Genomic DNA, 17,248 nt, shown 5'->3' with positions numbered 1-17,248 from the left:
CTCAGCGAACAGGCCTCAGCCCGTCGTATTCAAAAGAAACCGCTCCGCCTCCAGCGCGCTCATGCATCCGGAGCCCGCGGCCGTGACGGCCTGTCGAAAGTGCCGGTCCTGGACGTCGCCGGCGGCGAATACACCCGCCCGGCTCGTGACGGTGCTACCGGGCTTCGTGACGATGTAGCCATCCTCGTCGAGATCCAGCCGGCCCGCGAACAAGGACGTGTTCGGGCTGTGGCCGATGGCGATGAATACGCCATCGACAGGCAGGTCCCGGAACCCGCCGGTGACGGTGTCTTTCAGGCGCAAGGCCGTGACCTCGGGCCGCTCGGGATCGCCGAGAATCTCGTCCACCTCGCTGTTCCAGCACACCTCTATTTTCGCGTTCGCCAGCAGGCGCTGCTGTGCGATGCGCTCGGCGCGCAGGATATCGCGCCGATGGATCAGGGTGACCTTTGCGGCATGGTTGGTCAGATAGATCGCTTCTTCCACCGCGGTGTTTCCACCGCCCACCACGGCGACGTGCTTGTTGCGGAAAAAGAAGCCGTCGCAGGTCGCGCAGGCGGAGACGCCGTAGCCGCGATAGCGTCGCTCGCTTTCAAGGCCGAGCCACCGCGCCGATGCGCCGGTGGCGACGATCAGGCTGCGGCCGTGATATCGAACCCCGGACTCGCCCCGACAAACAAACGCATCGGGCAGGCATTCAAGCTCCTCGATCGTATCGTTGACGAAGCGCGCGCCGACATGCTCCGCCTGCTTCTGCATCTGCTCCATGAGCCATGGACCCTGGATCATGTCGGCGAAGCCCGGAAAGTTCTCGACGTCTGTGGTTATGGTGAGCTGGCCACCGGGTTGGCTTCCGGAGATGACGATCGGCCGCCGGTTGGCCCTCGCGGCATATATCGCGGCTGTACATCCGGCCGCGCCTGAGCCGAGGATCAGGATGTCGGAATGATGATCGATCATCGTCATCAAGGTCACCGGACCGGGTTCGAGAGCGTGCCGATGCCGTCCACGCGGATCGTGACGGTGTCGCCCGGACGCAGGTAGCGCGGCGGTTTGAAGCCGATGCCGACCCCCTGGGGGGTCCCGGTAGCGATGATGTCGCCGGGCTCAAGGGTGATCTGAGCCGAAAGGGTGGCGATCAGCGTCGGAATGTCGAACAGAAGGTCGCTGAGCGCGGCCGACTGCCTGAGCTCTCCGTTCACATGGGTCGTCAGCCTCAGCGCTTCCACGTCCGGAATTTCGTCGCGGGTGACGAGCGCGGGTCCCATGGGACAGAACCCGTCGAGGTTCTTTCCGAGGAACCATTGTTTGTGCTGGCCCTGCAACACGCGCGAGGTGACGTCGTTGATCAGGGTGTAGCCGAAGACGTGATCGAGGGCCTGCCCGGGTGCGATGTTGCGTCCCTTCCGGCCGACCACCACGCAGAGCTCGCCCTCATAGTCGACCGAGTTGGTCGTGTCCGAACTGGCGGGAATGGGCGCGCCGTCGGCAATGACCGTATTCGATCCCTTGGTGAAGAAGACCGGAAACTGCGGCACCACTTCGCTCTGGGAGCTGGAATCAAAGCCACTCGCCTCGAACTCGGCTGCATGGGCACGATAGTTCTTGCCAACGCAGATGATATTTCTCAGCAGGCTTGGGAATGGCGCGAGCACCGTCACATCCTCGATCGGCGTTGCGTCCTGCGGTTCGGCGGCGACTGAGGCAGGCGCGCCCGCGGATCGCACGAGATCAAGCATGGTCGGCGAGGTCCCGTCTGCGGCGCACAGGCGGCTTACCGTACGCCCGGAAGGATCGACAAGGCCGGTGCCGACGCGACCGTGCTGTTCGAAGCTGATCAGCCGCATCGCTCAATCCTTCGCCCGCGCGACGGCTTCGACCTCGAACAGGAAATCCTCCTTCACCAGCCGATCAAGCACACAGATGGTATTGGGAGGAAACTGCGTGGTCGCGAACAGGGCAGGGAACAGCTCATTACGCAGGCGCATGAAAGCCTCGATATCCTGCGAATGCACGAAATAGGTCGTGAACTTGGCGATATCGTTGAAGGTCAGGCCAAGCTCATCCAGAACGATCTTCATGTTGGAGAATACTTGCCGAAACTGGGCTTCGAAATCGTTCTTTCCCACAACGTTTCCGGATTTGTCGATCGAGAGCTGACCGGCGATGAACACAAGGTCGCCAGCGCTGACGCGCGCGCAATGGCTGTAGGAGCCCTGGGCAGGCCCGGAAAGGGGCGGATCGAGGTATTCAACCTTGGGACGGACGGTCATGAACATGGGCTCCCTGGCGTTATTGGGTGACGACCGGCTGCCTCTCGACAGCCGGCCAGCTTTTACTTCCAGTATTCCTGGAAACTGACATCGGAAATGGTCTTGAGGTCGGGCGCAGCGCCTGTGATTTGCCCGTTCTTAAGCAACAGGTCCATGGTCTTGTCGATCATGTCCTGCTTGACCGCAGGCCGGAATGTCGCGAGCTGCGCCTCGATGCTGCGGTGAAGGGTCTCCGGCTTGATCTCACCGAACACCGCTTGCGCGATGGCAACGGTGCGCTCCAGGTTGGCGCGATCGCGGATGAAGACCTGCGCCTTGGCGAGCGCCCGCACTACCTTTTCGACAACTGGACGGTTTGCTGCCAAATAGGCCGGCGTAACCTGTAGCGTGCAGTAGCCGATGTCGTGGAAAACGGCCGGGCCTTCGCCCAGAGTGATGTTGGTGATCATATCCCAGTCGCCAACCTCATAGACGGCGATCGTCTGCCACGGCTCGACCATCAGGCTGGCATCGATCTCCCCGGCCGCGGCCGAGGCGATGTGCTTGTCGAAGCCGCGGACGGGGATAAGGCTGACATCCTTGTCCGGGTCTATGCCGGCGTCGATCAGCATGTAACGGATGGCGCTGTCGGCAAAGCCTCCGCGCTGGAGCGTGCCGATGCGCAGGCCTTTCATGTCTTCGATCTTGACCGGGCGCCCCAACTTCTGGGCGATCCGCTTGTGGACCACCAGCGCGCCGCTGAAATCGGCCTGCATGGTCATCACGTTGATAACCGGCTGCCCGCGCTGGGCGAGCTTGAGGGTGTTCTCGAACGCCGAGGAAATGAACTGGACTGAGCCGCCGATTAGCGCGGCGGTCGCTGCCGGCCCGCCGGAAAAGAAGATGGTTTCAACATCGAGACCCTCTTCCTTGTAGTATCCGTTGGCCTCGGCCACATAAAGTGGCAGCGAGAATATCGATTTTACAGAGCTGCCGATTTTGATTTTGGTCTGGGCTGACGCGACCTGCGGGGTCATTGCCAGGAGCAAGGCACTCACGACAATAGCTATTCTTCGCCTGAATAACGCGCCGATATGTATTTTCTGCATGATGAAATCCTCTCTGGTGGAGACAGGTTCTATTTTTTATTTATGAGGCGTTTTGCCGTTTTATTCAGAGGGCGACAGGACGCCAGCGCATGAGATGCGTGGAGAGCGCAAGGACGGCGCGGTCCAGCGTGAATGCGAAAACCATCAGCCACAGCAGCGGCGTCAGCATGCCGGTCGTATCGAATGCGCCGCTTGCCTCGTCGATCATGAAGCCGATGCCGGCCTGGGCGGAGATGAACTCGCCGACGATGGCGCCGATGATCGCAAAGGGAATGGACACCCGAACCGCCGACAGGATCCAGGGAATGCTGTTGGGAAGCAGCAGCTTGGTGAAAAGCTGCCGCTTGCTGGCCTGGAGCGTGCGCAGCGCGCTGATGAGGGTGGGATCGACCGACCTCACGCCTTCGAACGTGCTCAGCATCACCACGACCACGACCAGCGAGAAGGCCAGCAGGAACTTCGAGGCGAAGCCGATGCCGACATACATCACCAGCAGCGGGCCGAGCGCTACCCGCGGCAGGCTGTTCAGGGCGATGATGAACGGCTCGAACACCATGCCGAACGTCCGGTTGACGCTGGTGGCGAGGCCGAGGATGACCCCCGCGATCGTGCCGGCCACCAGGCCGCTGAACGCCTCGTTGATGGTGATGCCGAAGTGGTAGAAAATCTCCCCGTCGAGGACCAGCTTCCAGGTCCGCTCGGCAATGAGGGCCGGGCTGCTGGTCCAGAACGGATTGGCGAGGCCGCTGCTGGTAAGCCCCTGCCAGAGGCCGAGGGTCCCGGCGAGCACCAGGAGCCGGTAGACGTATATCCTGATGCTCATCGGCCACTCCCGTCGGCGAGAAGCGCGGTCTTCGCTTCGTCTTTGAGGTCTTCCCAGATGCTTTCCCAGTACGTCGTGTACTGGGGCAGGCGCCGGACCTGCGCCAGCGCACGGGGACGGGGAATGTCGACGGTGTAGGTGGCTTTGAAGCGGCCTGGGCGCGCGCTCATGACGAGGATCCGGTCCGCCATCGTGATGGCCTCGCCCAGGTCGTGGGTGACAAACAGCACCGTCTTTCGGTGGCTTTCCCAGTAATTGATGAAGATGTCCTGGATCAGGAGCTTCGTCTGGGCGTCGAGGGCGCCGAAAGGCTCGTCCATGAGGATCACCTCGGGTCCGGCCACCAGTGTCCGCGCAAGCCCGACCCGCTGCCGCATGCCGCCGGAGATTTGGGCCGGGTAGTGGTCCTCGAAACCTTCGAGCCCCAGCTGGCGCAGGACCTCGACCGCCTGCCGCCGCCGCTCTGTCGCGGGCAGCCCCTTGATCTCGGGGCCGATCTCCACGTTGCCCAGTACCGTGCGCCAGGGCAGGAGGGCGTGGGTCTGGAACACGTAGCCGATCCGCGGATCTATTCCGGTGACCGGCGCGCCGAACAGCTTGAGCTTGCTGCCGGCGCAGGGAATGAGTCCGGCGACGAGATTGAGCAGCGTGCTCTTGCCACATCCGGAGGGGCCGACGATCGCGACGAACTCGCCCTCCCGGACCGAAAGGTCCACGCCGTCGAGAATGGTCAGCTCGCGTCCCTTGTTGTCCTTGGCTGAGAAGGTGAGCCCGGCCGCGGAGATTGCCTCGGCCGCTGGTGCGCCGCTTGCGGTGGACTGCGCCCGAATGGTCTCGGCTTTGGTCATCGGAGCCAACATTCTCCCGCCTTCCTTGAGTAGGCTTCAGGTATCCACGAACTCCGGCGCGAACAGGTCGTTGACCTCGACAGGTGTCTCAAGAAGATCCTGACACCGAAGATAATCGAGGAAGGTCTGCAGGCCGGCGCGGTTGCGCGCGATCCCATAGGGCCAGAAATCACGCCCCAGGGCGGCGAAGGTGTCCTCCATGTCGGGGACGAGCCAGGGCACCATGTAGGGCAGCGCGTCCGTGTCGTAGAGGCGCGCCAGGGAAACGGCCTTCGCGTTCTCGAAGGCCTCAAGGAGGCGGGCGGCGAGCTCCGGCGCCGCGTCGTAGGCGCGCTGCCGCATCACCAGCACATGCATGATGGGGAAGATGCCGGTCTCGGCGAAGTATTTCCGCTCCGCGGCCACGGGGTCGCTGAACAGGCGGACCATGCGCGCGTCGCCCTCGAGGAAGGCCGGCGGCATCTTCGCCGTTATGAGGGCGTCGATCCGGCCGTCGAGGAGATAGGCCTGCAGCGTGTCGGTCACGGGAATCTCCGTGACGTCGTAGCCGTCCGGCAGGCGCAGCGGAATGCGCTCGATGCGACCGGGGGTCCCGACGCCGCCCTTGAACCACTTCACCTCCCGCGCCGCCACGCCATAGTATTCCTCGAGCACTCCACGCATCCACACCACTGCCGTCATCTGGTACTCGGGAATGCCGATGCGGCGCCCGCGAAGATCTTCAGGGCGGGTGATGCCGCTGTCCCGGTGCACGTAGATGGAGCTGTGGCGGAACATGCGGGAGGTGAAGACCGGAATGCCGACGAACGGCCGCTCTCCGCGCGACATGAGGATGCAGTAGGCCGCAAGGGACATTTCGGTGACGTCGAAATCATCCGAATGCAGCGCACGCCAGAAGATGCGATCGACCGCGGAGAGATCGAACTCCAGCCGCGTGCCGGGAATTTCGATACGCCGGTCGAGCAGGGGCTGCATGCGGTCGGATTGCGCGATTCCGACCGTAAGTGAATTCGGTGTCATGGCTCAGGCCACCTTCAGAAGGGGACGGACGTCGGTGACCACTCCGGTCAGCGCGCTGGCCGCCGCTGTCGCCGGGCTGCAGAGCATGATCTCCGCATTGTTGTTGCCCATGCGGCCGGGCATGTTGCGATTGCTGGTGGAAAGGCAGACCTCCCCGTCCCCTAGAACGCCCTGGTGCGCGCCGGCGCAGACCGCGCACCCGCTCGGCAGCACGGTGGCTCCGGCCTCCATCAGCGCGAGCAGATCGCCGTTGCGGGTCGATTCCACGGCCACCTCCCGCGACGCCGGCACCACCATCAGCCGCACATCCGGGTGCACGCGCTGGCCCCGCAGGATCTGTGCGGCGATGGCGAGGTCGTCGACGCGGGCGTTGGTGCAGGAACCGATGAAGATCTGCTGAACCTTGCGCCCCTGGACCTCGCTCACAGGCAGGCCGCGATCCTCGCGGCCTGGGAGGGCGACCATGGGCTCGAGTTCGGAAAGGTCGAGGTGGAACGTGCTGGAATATTCCGCGTCGGAATCCGGCAGCACCGGCGCGAAGGGAAAGCGCGCCCGGCTCTTCTCGAAAGCGGCGGTGATGTCGTCATAGGGGAAGATGCCCCCCTTCCCGCCCAGCTCGGCCGCCATGTTGCAGAGGGTGAACCGCTCGGAGATGCTCAGCCGGCGTGCCGCTTCGCCGTGATATTCCATGACCTGGTAGAGCCCGCCGAGCACTCCTAGCCTGGCAATCATGTGGAGGATGATGTCCTTGGCGTAGACCCCTTTCGGCATCTGGCCGGACAGTTCCACCCGCATGGTCTGCGGCACCTTGAGCCACAGCTTGCCCACCGCCCAGAGAAAGCCCATCTCGGTCTCGCCGATGCCGATGGCGAACGCGCCAACGGAGCCGCCCGACGGCGCATGGGAATCGTTGCAGCACACAAGGGCGCCTGGCACCACGAAGCCCTTCTCGACCATCACCTGATGCGCGATGCCGACGCCGCCCTCATAGAACTCGGCAAACCGATGCCGCCGCGCGAACGCGCGAACGATCTTATGATTGTTTGCGTCCCGCAAATTGTCCGCCGGGGTGCCGTGATCGAAGCAAACCGCGATGCGCTCGGGGTTGTGAACCGACGTGGCGCCCATCTTCTCAAAGGCGTCGATCGCGAAATAGGCGTAGTCGTGGGAATAGCTGAAGTCCGGAACCGCCTCGACGATCTGGTTGGGCACCACGGCGCCAAGTCCAGCCGCCCGCGCGAGGATTTTTTCAGCGACCGTCTGCGGGCGCATCGACGCCTCCCTGGTTCTGAGCAGCCATGAGCATGCGGCCGTAATCAATCAGGCTTCCGGCCTCGATGATGCGCTTCACCGCTTCCGGTACGGGGGCGATGGGGAAGGTCTCTCCCTTCGCCGCGATATGTCCCGCGTCGATGTCGATGACGATCTCCTCGCCTTCCGCGAGGCCCGCCGCGCGCAGCGCCGGGCAGTCGATGACGAGGACGCCGTTGTTGATCGCGTTGCGAAAGAACATCCGGGCGAACGGTCCCCCGACCACCGCCTTCACCCCGGCCGCGCGCAGCGCCCGCGCCGGAGACTCGCGGCCGGTGCCATAGCCGAACGCCTCGCCCACCACCAAGACGGGGTGCCGGCACGCCGCTTCGTTGGCCTGTAGGGACAGGTCCGTCAGAAGATTGCGTGCCATTTCCTCCGGCGGAAGAAAGGAATAGCGCGCGGGAAGCAGCACGTCCGCCGAGACGAAATCCCCGAGGACTGCCACGCTGCCGCTGATGACGCTCGCATTCATCTCGCTTCCCGCCGTAGGAATGGCTCAACAAGGTGCCGCGCCGCTCTGAGGCAGGCGCGGCAGGCTCGGTGTCAGCGATTGACGTTCTCGCCGTAGAACTTGCTTGGCAGGTTGTCTCGCGGCCACTGGTCCCCGTCCTCGAACGGGGCCACGCCGACGGCGTGCCTGGCCATGCCGGATTCGAGCATTGCCATCGAGACGATCTCCGCCACGCCGACGTCGTCGACCCCGTGCCGGCGCAACTCGTTGAAATCCTCGTCGGTGGTGCCGAGCGCGAACGCCATCTTTCTGGCGAAGCTCAGCACCGCCTTGGTCTTGCCGTCGAGCTTGGTCGACTTCTCGAAGTTGAGGACCTCGTGGACGTCGTCCTCAGTCATGCCGAAGTGCTCGATCAGGTGCGTCTGGTGATTGTTGATGCAGCGCGGGCAGTCGACTTCGGCAGCGCAGACCAGCGAAATGCTGTTCAGCAGCGGCTTCGGCAACGAACCCTCCGCCATCTGAAGGCGCTTCGTCAGCCCCCACCAGTGACGCAGCAGGTCGATGTCGAGGGCAAAGAAGCCCCAGGTCGGCGTCAGGAAGTTCGCACCCTTGGTCTTGCGGATATCCTCGAAAATTTCCGCTGCTTCCGCAGTTACTTCATTCGGCTTCTTGAGAACGACCTTGTCGACCATGTCCGTATCCTCTCACGAATTGAATGGAAGCCACGCTAGGGAACAGGGTTCGCGGACGGCGCATCCTTGATCGGGTTGGGAGCCTTGCCGCGCGGAACGCCGGCGGCCGGCTCGCCCGCCGTGAGCCCCTGCAGAGTCGCCATGAGCTGGCGGCCGGCGCCGCGGATGTGATTGGCCATGGCCCGCTCGGCCTTGTCCGGATCACGCTTGTGAAACACGTCCACGAGCGCTTCGTGCGTTTCCTCGTCGAGCTCGGCGGAATGCGAGACATCGCCGTGGATTCGTATGTACGGCGTGACGATCTCGCGCAGACGGTTGGTTTCCTTGCGCACACGGGCCAGACCGGAGCGCTGTCCGATCAAATCGTGAAAGGCATCGTGGCGCCGGGTGTAGCTGTCGAGGTCGGGCAACCGGCGCATCATCTCGGCTAGCGCCGCCAGCTCCGCGACATCGTTGGCGGTCAGATTTTCCGCCGCGTAACGCGCCGCGAGACCTTCCAGAGAGGCGCGCATCTCGAAAATCTCGTTGATCTCCGAGATGGTGAAGCTCGGCACGACCGCCCGCCGGTTCGGCTGGATGACCAATAGCCCCACCGACTGAAGGCGCTGCAGGGCGTCGCGCACCGGAATCCGGCTGACCTTCAACGCCGCGGCGATCTCCGCCTGATTGATGGGCGTCTGCTCGGTGATCTCGCCCGCGAGGATGGCCTTTCGGAGGTATTGAAAAACCATCTCCTCGGCGCTTCTAAATTCGCGTTCTTCCATGCGCGACTCCGATCGGCCTCCCTGCTGGCCGGTGGCCCATGAACTTGGCCCCCGAATTGCGAGTGAGTATCCGAGCACACTGCTATTTATGTCAACTGATATTTATGTATACATTTAGCCATTAGGGCGTCGCCAGCTAACCCGCTGAACTCGCGAGGGCGACGCGATCCGGGCCGTTCCGTATGCCAGAGCGTCCGCTTGGTGAGTGGGCGAAATCGGGGCGGCAGATGACGGGAGATTGGGATGCGTGACTATGAATTGGTCGACGGCGTACGCCTCGCTCAGACCGTTATCGACGCCGGAGAGTCCTGGAGCCGCGTGATGAAGGCGGGCGAAGTCCTGCGGATCGTCGATCTCAAGGGCAAGCAGGCGGTCGACTTCCTCTGCTACAATGCCGCCGACCACGTCGACCGCTACGCTGCGGCTGACACGATGAAGATCAACCCCACCGGAATTTTCCTAACGACAGGGACGGTCCTCTACAGCGTCAATCTGACGGCTCTGTTTACCATCGTCGCCGATACGTGCGGTCACCACGACACGATCGGCGGGTGCTGCAGCGCTCGGCTGAACGCGTTCCGCTATGGCGCGAAGGACCAGCCGAATTGCCGCGACAACTTCCTTCGCGAACTGAAGCGATACGGCATGGGGCCGCGGGACCTGGCCGCAAACGTCAACTTCTTCATGTATGTGCCGGTCGGCGCCGATGGCGCGATGGACATGGGTCCTGGAATTTCAATGCCTGGGGACTATGTCGATCTGCGCGCCGAATGCGACGTGCTGGCCGTGATTTCGAACTGCCCGCAGATCAACAATCCGGTGAATGATTTCACCCCGACCGAGATCATGACCATCTGCTGGGAGCCGCACGAGGACGTGTGAGCCGCGTCCCAGTGCGCACGCGAGCGCGCATCATTCAGGTACTTTCACCGGTGATCCAGGTTCACCGCGGACGCCACACCGTGGCGGAACACCTCGGGTCCGTTTCCGCCCTCAGCGTCGCGATGGCGTAGCGGAACACGCTGCCGATGGCCGAGCGCAGGCGACGGGCCGATTCTCTGCGGCCGCTTCGCTCCACCTGGCGCAGGATGTCCAGAACCTCCACCGGCTTGATCTCGGTGATCGGACGGCTGCCGAGCGCCGGCCCGGCGAGCGTCTCCAGCAGCCATTTGTTCTTCTTGATGGTGGCATTGGCGGACTCTCGCGTCTCCAGGCGCGCGATATATTCGGCCGCAAGCAGGGCGAAGGTGTTGCCCGTGGAGATGGTGGCGTTGACCTTTTCGAGCTTGCGGGCAGTCGAAGGGTCCTGGCCATCCAGCAGCAGTTTCTTGGCCTCATCCCGCTTCTGCCGCGCATCGGCGAGCGAGACGGTTGGGTAGGGACCGAACGAGATTTGCTTGGGTTTGCCGAGGAACCGGTAGGCGAGACGCCAGATTCTGCTGCCGCTCGGATTGACGAGAAGATGGAGGCCACCCCCGTCAAATAGCTTGTATGGCTTGTCCTGCGGGTTCGCATTGCGCAGCGCCATGTCCGTCAGCGCCATGTAGGCACGCTCCCTTTGTAGGCATCGAGACGCCTACAAACTTGCCTACATGCCTACAAGATTCAAGCGGACGAGATGGGATCAGACTGGACGTCAGGAGAGTCTATCAATTTGAAATACAATAGAAATCAGCCTTCACCGGACGTGCCTGGAAGGCAATCTGGTGTCCCGGAAGGGATTCGAACCCCTGACCTGCGGTTTAGGAAACCGCTGCTCTATCCTGCTGAGCTACCGGGACACGCCGCAGTCTTTTAATGGGGGTCCGGCGCCGTGGAAAGGCCCCTGCCTCCCTGTCCCGTTCAGCCCCGGCGGCTGGAGCCCCGCGCAAGAGGTCGTAGGAAAAGGTGTTCGGGCGGCCCTGCTGCGGCGCCTTCTGCGGCAGGACCGCATGGCGTATTCTCAGAAGGATCGTCGAATTCCTTGCGCCGGCCCGCAGACGTGTCACCCCGCCATGCCCTTCCGCTGCTCCTCGCCGCCGCGCTGCTCGCGGGCGGCATGGCGCCGCTTGCGGCGTGCGAGGGCGGCACGGCTTCGGGCGGGGATGCGGCGGCGGCAGAGGCGGGCGCGCTTGCCGCCGCCTGGGGCGCCGACGGCGCGGTCCTGCTGTCCGACAGCCGGAGCCTCGTGCCCGCGGGGCTCGCGCTGCCCACGGCCCTCGATCCGCGCACCGGCCTCGTCGCCCGCTCCCGGGCCGCCGCCGAGACCGTGCTCGACGGGCGCTTCGTCGTGCCGGTCGCCAGGTCGCGGGACCGGCACGGCCGCCTCATTGGAGACGCGCGCCTCCTCCCGGAGCCGGGGGACGGCGGGCGCCCGGGACGCTCGCTTGCGCAGGCCCTGGTCTTGGCCGGCGCGGGATTTGCCGACCCCCAGGCCGCACCCGCCTGCGCCGCCGCGCTGCTGGCGGCGGAAGCCGAGGCGCGGCAGGCGCGGCGCGGCATCTTCGCCGATCCGGCCGCCGTCCTTCCGGCGCGGGATCAGGACCGGCTCGGGCGCCGCGCCGGCCTGTTCACCCTGGCGGAAGGCCGCGTGCGCGCCGCCGGGGCGACGCGCGATAAGGTGTTCCTCAACTTCGGATCACGCTGGCGCGAGGACTTCACCATCGTCCTGCCGGCCGGCGATTTCGCCACAATCTTGGGGGATGGCCTCGATCCCGCCATGTTGCGCGGCACCCTAGTGTCGGTGCGCGGCGTGGTGCGGATGGACGGCGGACCTGCCATATTCGTGCGCGGCAAGGACGAGATCGCGATCCTGGACGGCCCGACGCCGGACGGCGCGAAGGAGGGCGAAGCACGGTGAGGAGCCTGGCGGCGAGGCGAACGGCGATGACGGCGGCAGCGATGACGGCGGCAGCGATGACGGCGGCAGTGCCCGCGCGCGCCAGTGCTGGCGCGCGCCTGCCGCGCGTCGGCGTGCGCGCCCCGGTCCTGTGCCTGGCCCTCGCCTTGTCGGCCTGCGCCGGCGTCGACCTCGACCAGGCGGGCATCTCCGTCAGCCCCGCCACGGGCGACGCCTCGACCCGCTCCGAGTTCGCGGAGATGTCGCCCTCCCAGCGCGGCGAGCACGAGCGGCTCATCGCCTCCTATGGCGGCGCCTATGCCGATCCCCAGCTCAAGGCGTTGATCCAGCAGACCGTCGAGCGGCTGGTGGCGGCCTCCGAGCGGCCGGACCTGAAGTACCGCGTCACGGTGCTCAACTCGCCCGCCATCAATGCCTTCGCGCTCTCCAACGGCTCGCTCTACGTCACCCGCGGCCTGCTGGCGCTCGCCAACGATACCTCCGAGCTCTCCTCGGTGCTGGCGCACGAGATGGCGCACGTGATCGCCCGCCATGCGGTGATCCGCGAGGACCAGATGGAGCGCACGGTGCTGGTGAGCCGCGTGGTCGCCGACGTGCTGAACGACCCCGCGGTGGGGGCGCTCACGCTGGAAAAGAGCCGCAGCACGCTCGCCACCTTCTCCCGCGGCCAGGAGCTGGAGGCGGACGCCATCGGCGTCGGCATCGCCGCGCGCGCGGGCTTCGACCCCTACGGCGCCTCGCGCTTCCTCACCGACATGGGGCGCTATGCGGAGTTGCGCGCCGGCGCATCCTCGCCCAAGTCCGCCGGCTCCGGAGAGGTGGACTTCCTGTCCTCGCACCCGGCAACCCCGGAGCGCATCTCCATCGCCATCGCCAACGCGCGCCAATACGCCCAGCCCGGGACCGGCGAGCGCGACCGCACGGTCTATCTTTCCGCCATCGACGGCATGATCTACGGCGACGATCCCAAGGAAGGCTTCGTCCGCGGGCGCACCTTCTTCCACCCCAAGCTCGGCTTCACCTTCTCCGCCCCCGAGGGGTTCTCGCTGGAGAACACCTCGCAGGCCGTGCTCGGCGCCACCCAAACCGGGCGCGAGGCGCTGCGGCTCGACGCGGTGCGCGTCAGCGCCAACCAGTCGCTGGCGCAATACCTCTCCTCGGGCTGGATCGAGGGGGTGGAGATCAACACGGTGGAGACGCTCACCATCAACGGCTTCTCCGCCGCCACCGCGGTCGCCCGCGGCGACCAGTGGTCGTTCCGCATGTTCGCCATCCGCTTCGGCTCGGACGTCTACCGCCTGATCTTCGCCGCGCGCGATCTCACGCCGGAGATCGACCGGCAGTTCCGCGCCGCCGCCGCCTCCTTCCGCCGCGTGACCTCGGGCGAGGCAGACGCGGTGAAGCCGCTGCGCGTGCGCGTGGTCGGCGTCGGGCTCGGCGACAATCCGCAGACATTCGCCGCCCGCATGCAGGTGCCTGACCGGCCGCTGGAGCGCTTCATGATCCTCAACGGGCTCGATCAAGGCGCCAAGCTGAAATACGGCGAGAAGGTCAAGATCATCGCCGAGTGAGGGCGCAGGGCTGGCACGGTCCGATGGCCGCTTGGTCGAGACCGACCTGGCGGCGGCCTCCCGCTCCCTGAGGGCGGGGCCGGCCCCTGCGGGGAGACGGCTTCTCCGGCGCGCACGGTTCCGGCCCGCGCTTTCCGGCTGAGATACCCCCATCCGCCCGCAACCCTTGCGTTCGCGCCGCTTTTCGCCTATGTGAGCGGCGTCCGAGGTCGCGCTCCCCAAAGGTGGAGGCCGCCCGGGCGGGCCTGGGGCCGCGGGATACGCGACCCAGTTCGTCGGAGGCAGCCCGCCCTGGCTTTCGCTGAGCAGAACCCGGCTACACCAATCATAGCCCGTGCCGCTCGGCGTTTTGCGCCGGCCCGCCGACCTCCGTCGGCGGCCGTCCAGTCCGTTTTCCGCAAGGAGCGCCTGGACATCCGAGCGGTCCCGGGTCTTGCAACACCAGACGCCGGTGCAGCGATTTCGGAGTTTGAATGACCGCCGTAGAAACCACCCGTGAAGATTTCGCCGCGCTCCTCGACGAGAGCTTCGGCAGCGCCGACACCCAGGAAGGGTCGGTCGTCAAGGGCATCGTGGTCGCCATCGAGAAGGATCTGGCGATCATCGACATCGGTCTGAAGACCGAAGGCCGCGTCGCGCTGCGCGAGTTCGCCGGCCCCGGCCGCGAGAACACCATCCAGGTGGGCGACGAGGTCGAGGTCTATCTCGAGCGCGTCGAGAACGCCATGGGCGAGGCCGTCCTCTCGCGCGACAAGGCGCGCCGCGAGGAGAGCTGGATCAAGCTCGAGAAGGCCTTCACGGCCAACGAGAAGGTCTTCGGCGTGATCTTCAACCAGGTGAAGGGTGGCTTCACCGTCGACCTCGACGGCGCCGTGGCCTTCCTGCCGCGCTCGCAGGTGGACATCCGCCCGATCCGCGACGTCGGCCCGCTGATGCACAACCAGCAGCCGTTCCAGATCCTCAAGATGGACCGCCGCCGCGGCAACATCGTCGTCTCCCGCCGCACCGTGCTGGAAGAGACCCGCGCCGAGCAGCGCCACGAGCTGGTGCAGAACCTCGAGGAAGGCCAGGCCATCGAAGGCGTGGTCAAGAACATCACCGACTACGGTGCGTTCGTTGACCTCGGCGGCATCGACGGTCTGCTGCACGTCACCGACATTGCGTGGCGCCGCGTGAACCACCCCACCGAGGTGCTGAACATCGGCCAGACGGTGAAGGTGAAGATCATCAAGATCAACCACGAGACCCACCGCATCTCGCTCGGCATGAAGCAGCTGCTGGGCGACCCGTGGGAGGGCATCGAGGCCAAGTATCCGGTGGAAGCCCGCTTCAAGGGTCGCGTCACCAACATCACCGACTACGGCGCGTTCGTGGAGCTGGAGCCCGGCATCGAGGGCCTCATCCACGTCTCCGAGATGTCGTGGACCAAGAAGAACGTCCATCCTGGCAAGATCGTCTCCACCTCCCAGGAGGTCGAGGTGCAGGTGCTGGAAGTGGACAGCGCCAAGCGCCGCATCTCGCTCGGCCTCAAGCAGACCCTCCAGAACCCCTGGGAGGCCTTCGCCGAGAAGTATGCCCCCGGCGCGGTGGTCGAGGGCGAGGTCAAGAACAAGACCGAGTTCGGCCTGTTCCTGGGCCTCGACGGCGACGTGGACGGCATGGTCCACCTTTCCGACCTGGACTGGAACCGTCCCGGCGAGCAGGTGATCGACGAATACCGCAAGGGCGACATGGTGAAGGCCGTGGTGCTCGACGTGGACGTCGAGAAGGAGCGCATCTCGCTCGGCATCAAGCAGCTCGCCGGCGATCCCTTCGCCGATGCGGGCGAGGTGAAGAAGGGCTCGGTCGTGACCTGCGAGGTCACCGACGTGAAGGACGGCGGCATCGAGGTGAAGCTCTCGGGCACCGACCTCTCGGCCTTCATCAAGCGCTCCGAGCTTGCCCGCGACCGCAACGACCAGCGCCCCGAGCGCTTTTCGGTGGGCGACAAGCTGGATGCCCGCGTCACCCTGTTCGACCGCAAGGCGCGCAAGGTGCAGGTCTCCATCAAGGCGATGGAGATCGCCGAGGAGAAGGAGGCCGTGGCGCAGTACGGCTCGCAGGATTCGGGCGCTTCGCTCGGCGACATCCTGGGTGCCGCGCTCAAGCAGCGCGCCGCCGGCTCCGACAAGGAAGACTGAGCCTTTTCAAGGCTTGGACAGCAAGCGGGCCGGCGTTCGCGCCGGCCCTTTTTATGTCGCCCCCTGGGCTTTGGGCGCCCGCGCGCGCCCCTTCGCAGCGCCTTTCCCGACACCGGCCTTCGCCCCCTTCGGCCAGCGCACCGGCCAGGAGACGATGTGGTCGACGAGCTCGAACAGCCCGAAGGCTTCCTCGCTGCCTCCGATCCGCCCCGCCACCGAGACGCCCGCCGCGGCGACGCTTGCGGGATCGCCCGAGACCAGCGGATGCCAGAACGGCAGGTCCCGGCCCTCCGCCACCAGGCGATAGCCGCACGTGGGCGGCAGCCAGGCGAGGCTCGACACGGCCTCGGGCGTCAGCCGCACGCAGTCGGCGACCTGCGCCGAGCGGTTCTCGTAGTCGGCGCAGCGGCAGGTGGCGGCGTCGAGAAGACGGCACGCGACGTCGGTATAGGCGATCTGGCCGGTGTCCTCGTCCTCGAGCTTCACGAGACAGCAGCGCCCGCAGCCGTCGCACAGGCTCTCCCACTCCGCCGCGCTCATGGCGGCGAGCGGCTTGACGCGCCAGAAAGGCTCCTCGGCCATCCTCGCTCCCGATTTGGGCCCGCCGCTCCCGATCCACGCAAGCGGGCCGACGCCCGGCGGCCTCGCATCGAAGCGCCGTCTTTTGCGGGCCGGCTTCCGTCCCGCGCGAACAGTCCCTATTCGTAGCTCAGAGACATCTCATAGGCCACGGGCCGCGCGGCCGTCATGGCGGCGGCGTCGGACCAGGGCCGCAGCCAAAAGGCTTGCCCCGGCACCCGCCGTCAGCCGGCTGAGCACGTGGCCCTGCCCTTGTAGGTCCAGGTCTTGGCCTCGCTGGCACCGTCCGGCAGGTCGCTCACCTCGAGCCAGTAGCGGCCGGCGAAGGCGCCCTCGTCGTCGTCCTTGGGGCCCGACCTGGTCTCGATCACCAGCTCCACGGTGCCGTGCCTGCCCTCGGTGCGCTCGTGATAGAGGTGGAGCTTCAGCTCCTTGCCGCGAAACCAGTGATGGACCAGCGCGGCGGCATCGAGCTTCAGGTGGCGCAGGTCGTCCGGCGCGCCCTTGGCCTTGAGCGTCAGCTCGAACCGCTCGTTGGTGAATCCGGCCGCGAGCCCGTGCGAGAAGATGATATGGGCGTCAAACGCAACCGCCTTGTCGTCGATCGCGCAGTCTAGGGAACCGGTGGCTCCGGCCGGTGCGGCGCCAAGGATAGAGCCAAAGATGGAGCCAAGGATCACGAGAGCGACGGCGCCTGCGCATGCCCCGTTGCAGCGGGGCCGGCGACGCAGGTTCGGGATCTGAATTGAAGACGCCATGGCATGCCCCCCGCGCGGCCCGTCCGCACGAGGCCCCATAGCCTGGAA

18 protein-coding genes and 1 tRNA gene are annotated in these 17,248 nt (G+C 65.6%); 4 read left to right on the top strand and 15 right to left on the bottom strand.

What is annotated here, in order from left to right; all coding sequences use genetic code 11:
• Positions 1-15: 15 nt before the first annotated feature.
• The 11 genes from trxB to V5F67_RS07460 all read right to left on the bottom strand — a co-directional run bounded on the left by trxB (position 16) and on the right by V5F67_RS07460 (position 9,273).
• Entirely contained in the window at positions 16-966 is a 951-nt protein-coding gene (trxB, locus tag V5F67_RS07510) for a thioredoxin-disulfide reductase (RefSeq protein WP_394022066.1), read from the bottom strand.
• A gap of 5 nt (positions 967-971) precedes the next feature.
• Entirely contained in the window at positions 972-1,847 is an 876-nt protein-coding gene (locus V5F67_RS07505) for a fumarylacetoacetate hydrolase family protein (RefSeq protein WP_394022067.1), read from the bottom strand.
• Between the two features lie 3 nt (positions 1,848-1,850).
• A complete protein-coding gene (locus V5F67_RS07500) occupies positions 1,851-2,279 on the bottom strand; it encodes a RidA family protein (protein WP_394022068.1) in 429 nt (142 codons plus the stop codon).
• 56 nt (positions 2,280-2,335) lie between these two features.
• Entirely contained in the window at positions 2,336-3,361 is a 1,026-nt protein-coding gene (locus tag V5F67_RS07495; RefSeq protein ID WP_394022069.1) for an ABC transporter substrate-binding protein, read from the bottom strand.
• Positions 3,362-3,425: 64 nt separating this feature from the next.
• The gene (locus V5F67_RS07490; protein WP_394022070.1) at positions 3,426-4,184 is read right to left on the bottom strand and encodes an ABC transporter permease; all 759 of its coding nucleotides are present in this window, start codon (positions 4,182-4,184) and stop codon (positions 3,426-3,428) included.
• Positions 4,181-5,032: an ABC transporter ATP-binding protein gene (locus V5F67_RS07485; RefSeq protein ID WP_394022071.1), complete on the bottom strand. Its 852-nt coding sequence runs from the start codon at positions 5,030-5,032 to the stop codon at positions 4,181-4,183. Before V5F67_RS07485 ends, V5F67_RS07490 begins: the two co-directional genes overlap by 4 nt.
• Before the next feature lie 36 nt (positions 5,033-5,068).
• On the bottom strand, positions 5,069-6,007 hold the full coding sequence (locus tag V5F67_RS07480) for an ABC transporter substrate-binding protein (protein WP_394022072.1): 939 nt from the start codon (positions 6,005-6,007) through the stop codon (positions 5,069-5,071).
• A 48-nt stretch (positions 6,008-6,055) separates the two neighbouring features.
• Positions 6,056-7,372, bottom strand: coding sequence for a 3-isopropylmalate dehydratase large subunit (locus V5F67_RS07475; protein WP_394022073.1), 1,317 nt, complete (start codon positions 7,370-7,372; stop codon positions 6,056-6,058).
• On the bottom strand, positions 7,302-7,838 hold the full coding sequence (locus V5F67_RS07470; RefSeq protein ID WP_394022074.1) for a 3-isopropylmalate dehydratase small subunit: 537 nt from the start codon (positions 7,836-7,838) through the stop codon (positions 7,302-7,304). The genes V5F67_RS07475 and V5F67_RS07470 overlap by 71 nt, the downstream gene beginning before the upstream one ends.
• A gap of 71 nt (positions 7,839-7,909) precedes the next feature.
• On the bottom strand, positions 7,910-8,509 hold the full coding sequence (locus V5F67_RS07465) for a carboxymuconolactone decarboxylase family protein (protein ID WP_394022075.1): 600 nt from the start codon (positions 8,507-8,509) through the stop codon (positions 7,910-7,912).
• A 35-nt stretch (positions 8,510-8,544) separates the two neighbouring features.
• Complete coding sequence (locus tag V5F67_RS07460) at positions 8,545-9,273, bottom strand: GntR family transcriptional regulator (protein WP_394022076.1); 729 nt, start codon at positions 9,271-9,273, stop codon at positions 8,545-8,547.
• Between the two features lie 243 nt (positions 9,274-9,516).
• Between V5F67_RS07460 and V5F67_RS07455 the strand changes: the two genes are divergently transcribed.
• A complete protein-coding gene (locus V5F67_RS07455; RefSeq protein WP_394022077.1) occupies positions 9,517-10,155 on the top strand; it encodes a DUF1989 domain-containing protein in 639 nt (212 codons plus the stop codon).
• A 61-nt stretch (positions 10,156-10,216) separates the two neighbouring features.
• Here V5F67_RS07455 and V5F67_RS07450 read toward each other — a convergent pair whose 3' ends face one another.
• Entirely contained in the window at positions 10,217-10,816 is a 600-nt protein-coding gene (locus V5F67_RS07450; protein WP_394022078.1) for a tyrosine-type recombinase/integrase, read from the bottom strand.
• 161 nt (positions 10,817-10,977) lie between these two features.
• Positions 10,978-11,054, bottom strand: a tRNA-Arg gene (locus tag V5F67_RS07445).
• A gap of 200 nt (positions 11,055-11,254) precedes the next feature.
• On the opposite strand from V5F67_RS07445, the gene V5F67_RS07440 reads away from it, so the two are divergent.
• From V5F67_RS07440 to rpsA, 3 genes are all read left to right on the top strand, one after another.
• Positions 11,255-12,112, top strand: coding sequence for a hypothetical protein (locus V5F67_RS07440; protein ID WP_394022079.1), 858 nt, complete (start codon positions 11,255-11,257; stop codon positions 12,110-12,112).
• Positions 12,113-12,138: 26 nt separating this feature from the next.
• Positions 12,139-13,683: a M48 family metalloprotease gene (locus V5F67_RS07435; RefSeq protein WP_394022080.1), complete on the top strand. Its 1,545-nt coding sequence runs from the start codon at positions 12,139-12,141 to the stop codon at positions 13,681-13,683.
• Positions 13,684-14,156: 473 nt separating this feature from the next.
• A complete protein-coding gene (rpsA, locus tag V5F67_RS07430) occupies positions 14,157-15,863 on the top strand; it encodes a 30S ribosomal protein S1 (protein WP_394022081.1) in 1,707 nt (568 codons plus the stop codon).
• Positions 15,864-15,914: 51 nt separating this feature from the next.
• On the opposite strand, the gene V5F67_RS07425 is transcribed toward rpsA, so the two are convergent.
• Positions 15,915-16,445 (bottom strand): YcgN family cysteine cluster protein, encoded by a 531-nt coding sequence (locus V5F67_RS07425; RefSeq protein WP_394022082.1) that lies wholly within the window; start codon positions 16,443-16,445, stop codon positions 15,915-15,917.
• Between the two features lie 221 nt (positions 16,446-16,666).
• Positions 16,667-17,122 carry a hypothetical protein gene (locus tag V5F67_RS07420; RefSeq protein WP_394022083.1) on the bottom strand — a complete coding sequence of 152 codons (456 nt, stop codon included), beginning with the start codon at positions 17,120-17,122 and terminating at the stop codon, positions 16,667-16,669.
• Between the last annotated feature and the right edge of the window lie 126 nt (positions 17,123-17,248).

This window comes from Xanthobacter pseudotagetidis, assembly GCF_043194795.2.
GTDB lineage: Bacteria > Pseudomonadota > Alphaproteobacteria > Rhizobiales > Xanthobacteraceae > Xanthobacter > Xanthobacter tagetidis_A.
Note: the sequence above shows the minus strand (reverse complement) of the source record. Positions and strands in the feature narration are given on the sequence as shown.

Excerpts from the sequence above, each read along its gene's own strand:
- V5F67_RS07505 (WP_394022067.1), bottom strand. The coding sequence starts at position 1,847 with ATGCGGCTGATCAGCTTCGAACAGCACGGTCGCGTCGGCACCGGCCTT.
- V5F67_RS07470 (WP_394022074.1), bottom strand. The coding sequence starts at position 7,838 with ATGAATGCGAGCGTCATCAGCGGCAGCGTGGCAGTCCTCGGGGATTTC.
- V5F67_RS07490 (WP_394022070.1), bottom strand. The coding sequence starts at position 4,184 with ATGAGCATCAGGATATACGTCTACCGGCTCCTGGTGCTCGCCGGGACC.
- V5F67_RS07450 (WP_394022078.1), bottom strand. The coding sequence starts at position 10,816 with ATGGCGCTGACGGACATGGCGCTGCGCAATGCGAACCCGCAGGACAAG.
- V5F67_RS07435 (WP_394022080.1), top strand. The coding sequence starts at position 12,139 with ATGACGGCGGCAGCGATGACGGCGGCAGCGATGACGGCGGCAGTGCCC.
- V5F67_RS07495 (WP_394022069.1), bottom strand. The coding sequence starts at position 3,361 with ATGCAGAAAATACATATCGGCGCGTTATTCAGGCGAAGAATAGCTATT.
- V5F67_RS07425 (WP_394022082.1), bottom strand. The coding sequence starts at position 16,445 with ATGGCCGAGGAGCCTTTCTGGCGCGTCAAGCCGCTCGCCGCCATGAGC.
- V5F67_RS07500 (WP_394022068.1), bottom strand. The coding sequence starts at position 2,279 with ATGTTCATGACCGTCCGTCCCAAGGTTGAATACCTCGATCCGCCCCTT.
- rpsA (WP_394022081.1), top strand. The coding sequence starts at position 14,157 with ATGACCGCCGTAGAAACCACCCGTGAAGATTTCGCCGCGCTCCTCGAC.
- V5F67_RS07485 (WP_394022071.1), bottom strand. The coding sequence starts at position 5,032 with ATGACCAAAGCCGAGACCATTCGGGCGCAGTCCACCGCAAGCGGCGCA.
- V5F67_RS07455 (WP_394022077.1), top strand. The coding sequence starts at position 9,517 with ATGCGTGACTATGAATTGGTCGACGGCGTACGCCTCGCTCAGACCGTT.
- V5F67_RS07480 (WP_394022072.1), bottom strand. The coding sequence starts at position 6,007 with ATGCAGCCCCTGCTCGACCGGCGTATCGAAATTCCCGGCACGCGGCTG.
- V5F67_RS07460 (WP_394022076.1), bottom strand. The coding sequence starts at position 9,273 with ATGGAAGAACGCGAATTTAGAAGCGCCGAGGAGATGGTTTTTCAATAC.
- trxB (WP_394022066.1), bottom strand. The coding sequence starts at position 966 with ATGACGATGATCGATCATCATTCCGACATCCTGATCCTCGGCTCAGGC.
- V5F67_RS07465 (WP_394022075.1), bottom strand. The coding sequence starts at position 8,509 with ATGGTCGACAAGGTCGTTCTCAAGAAGCCGAATGAAGTAACTGCGGAA.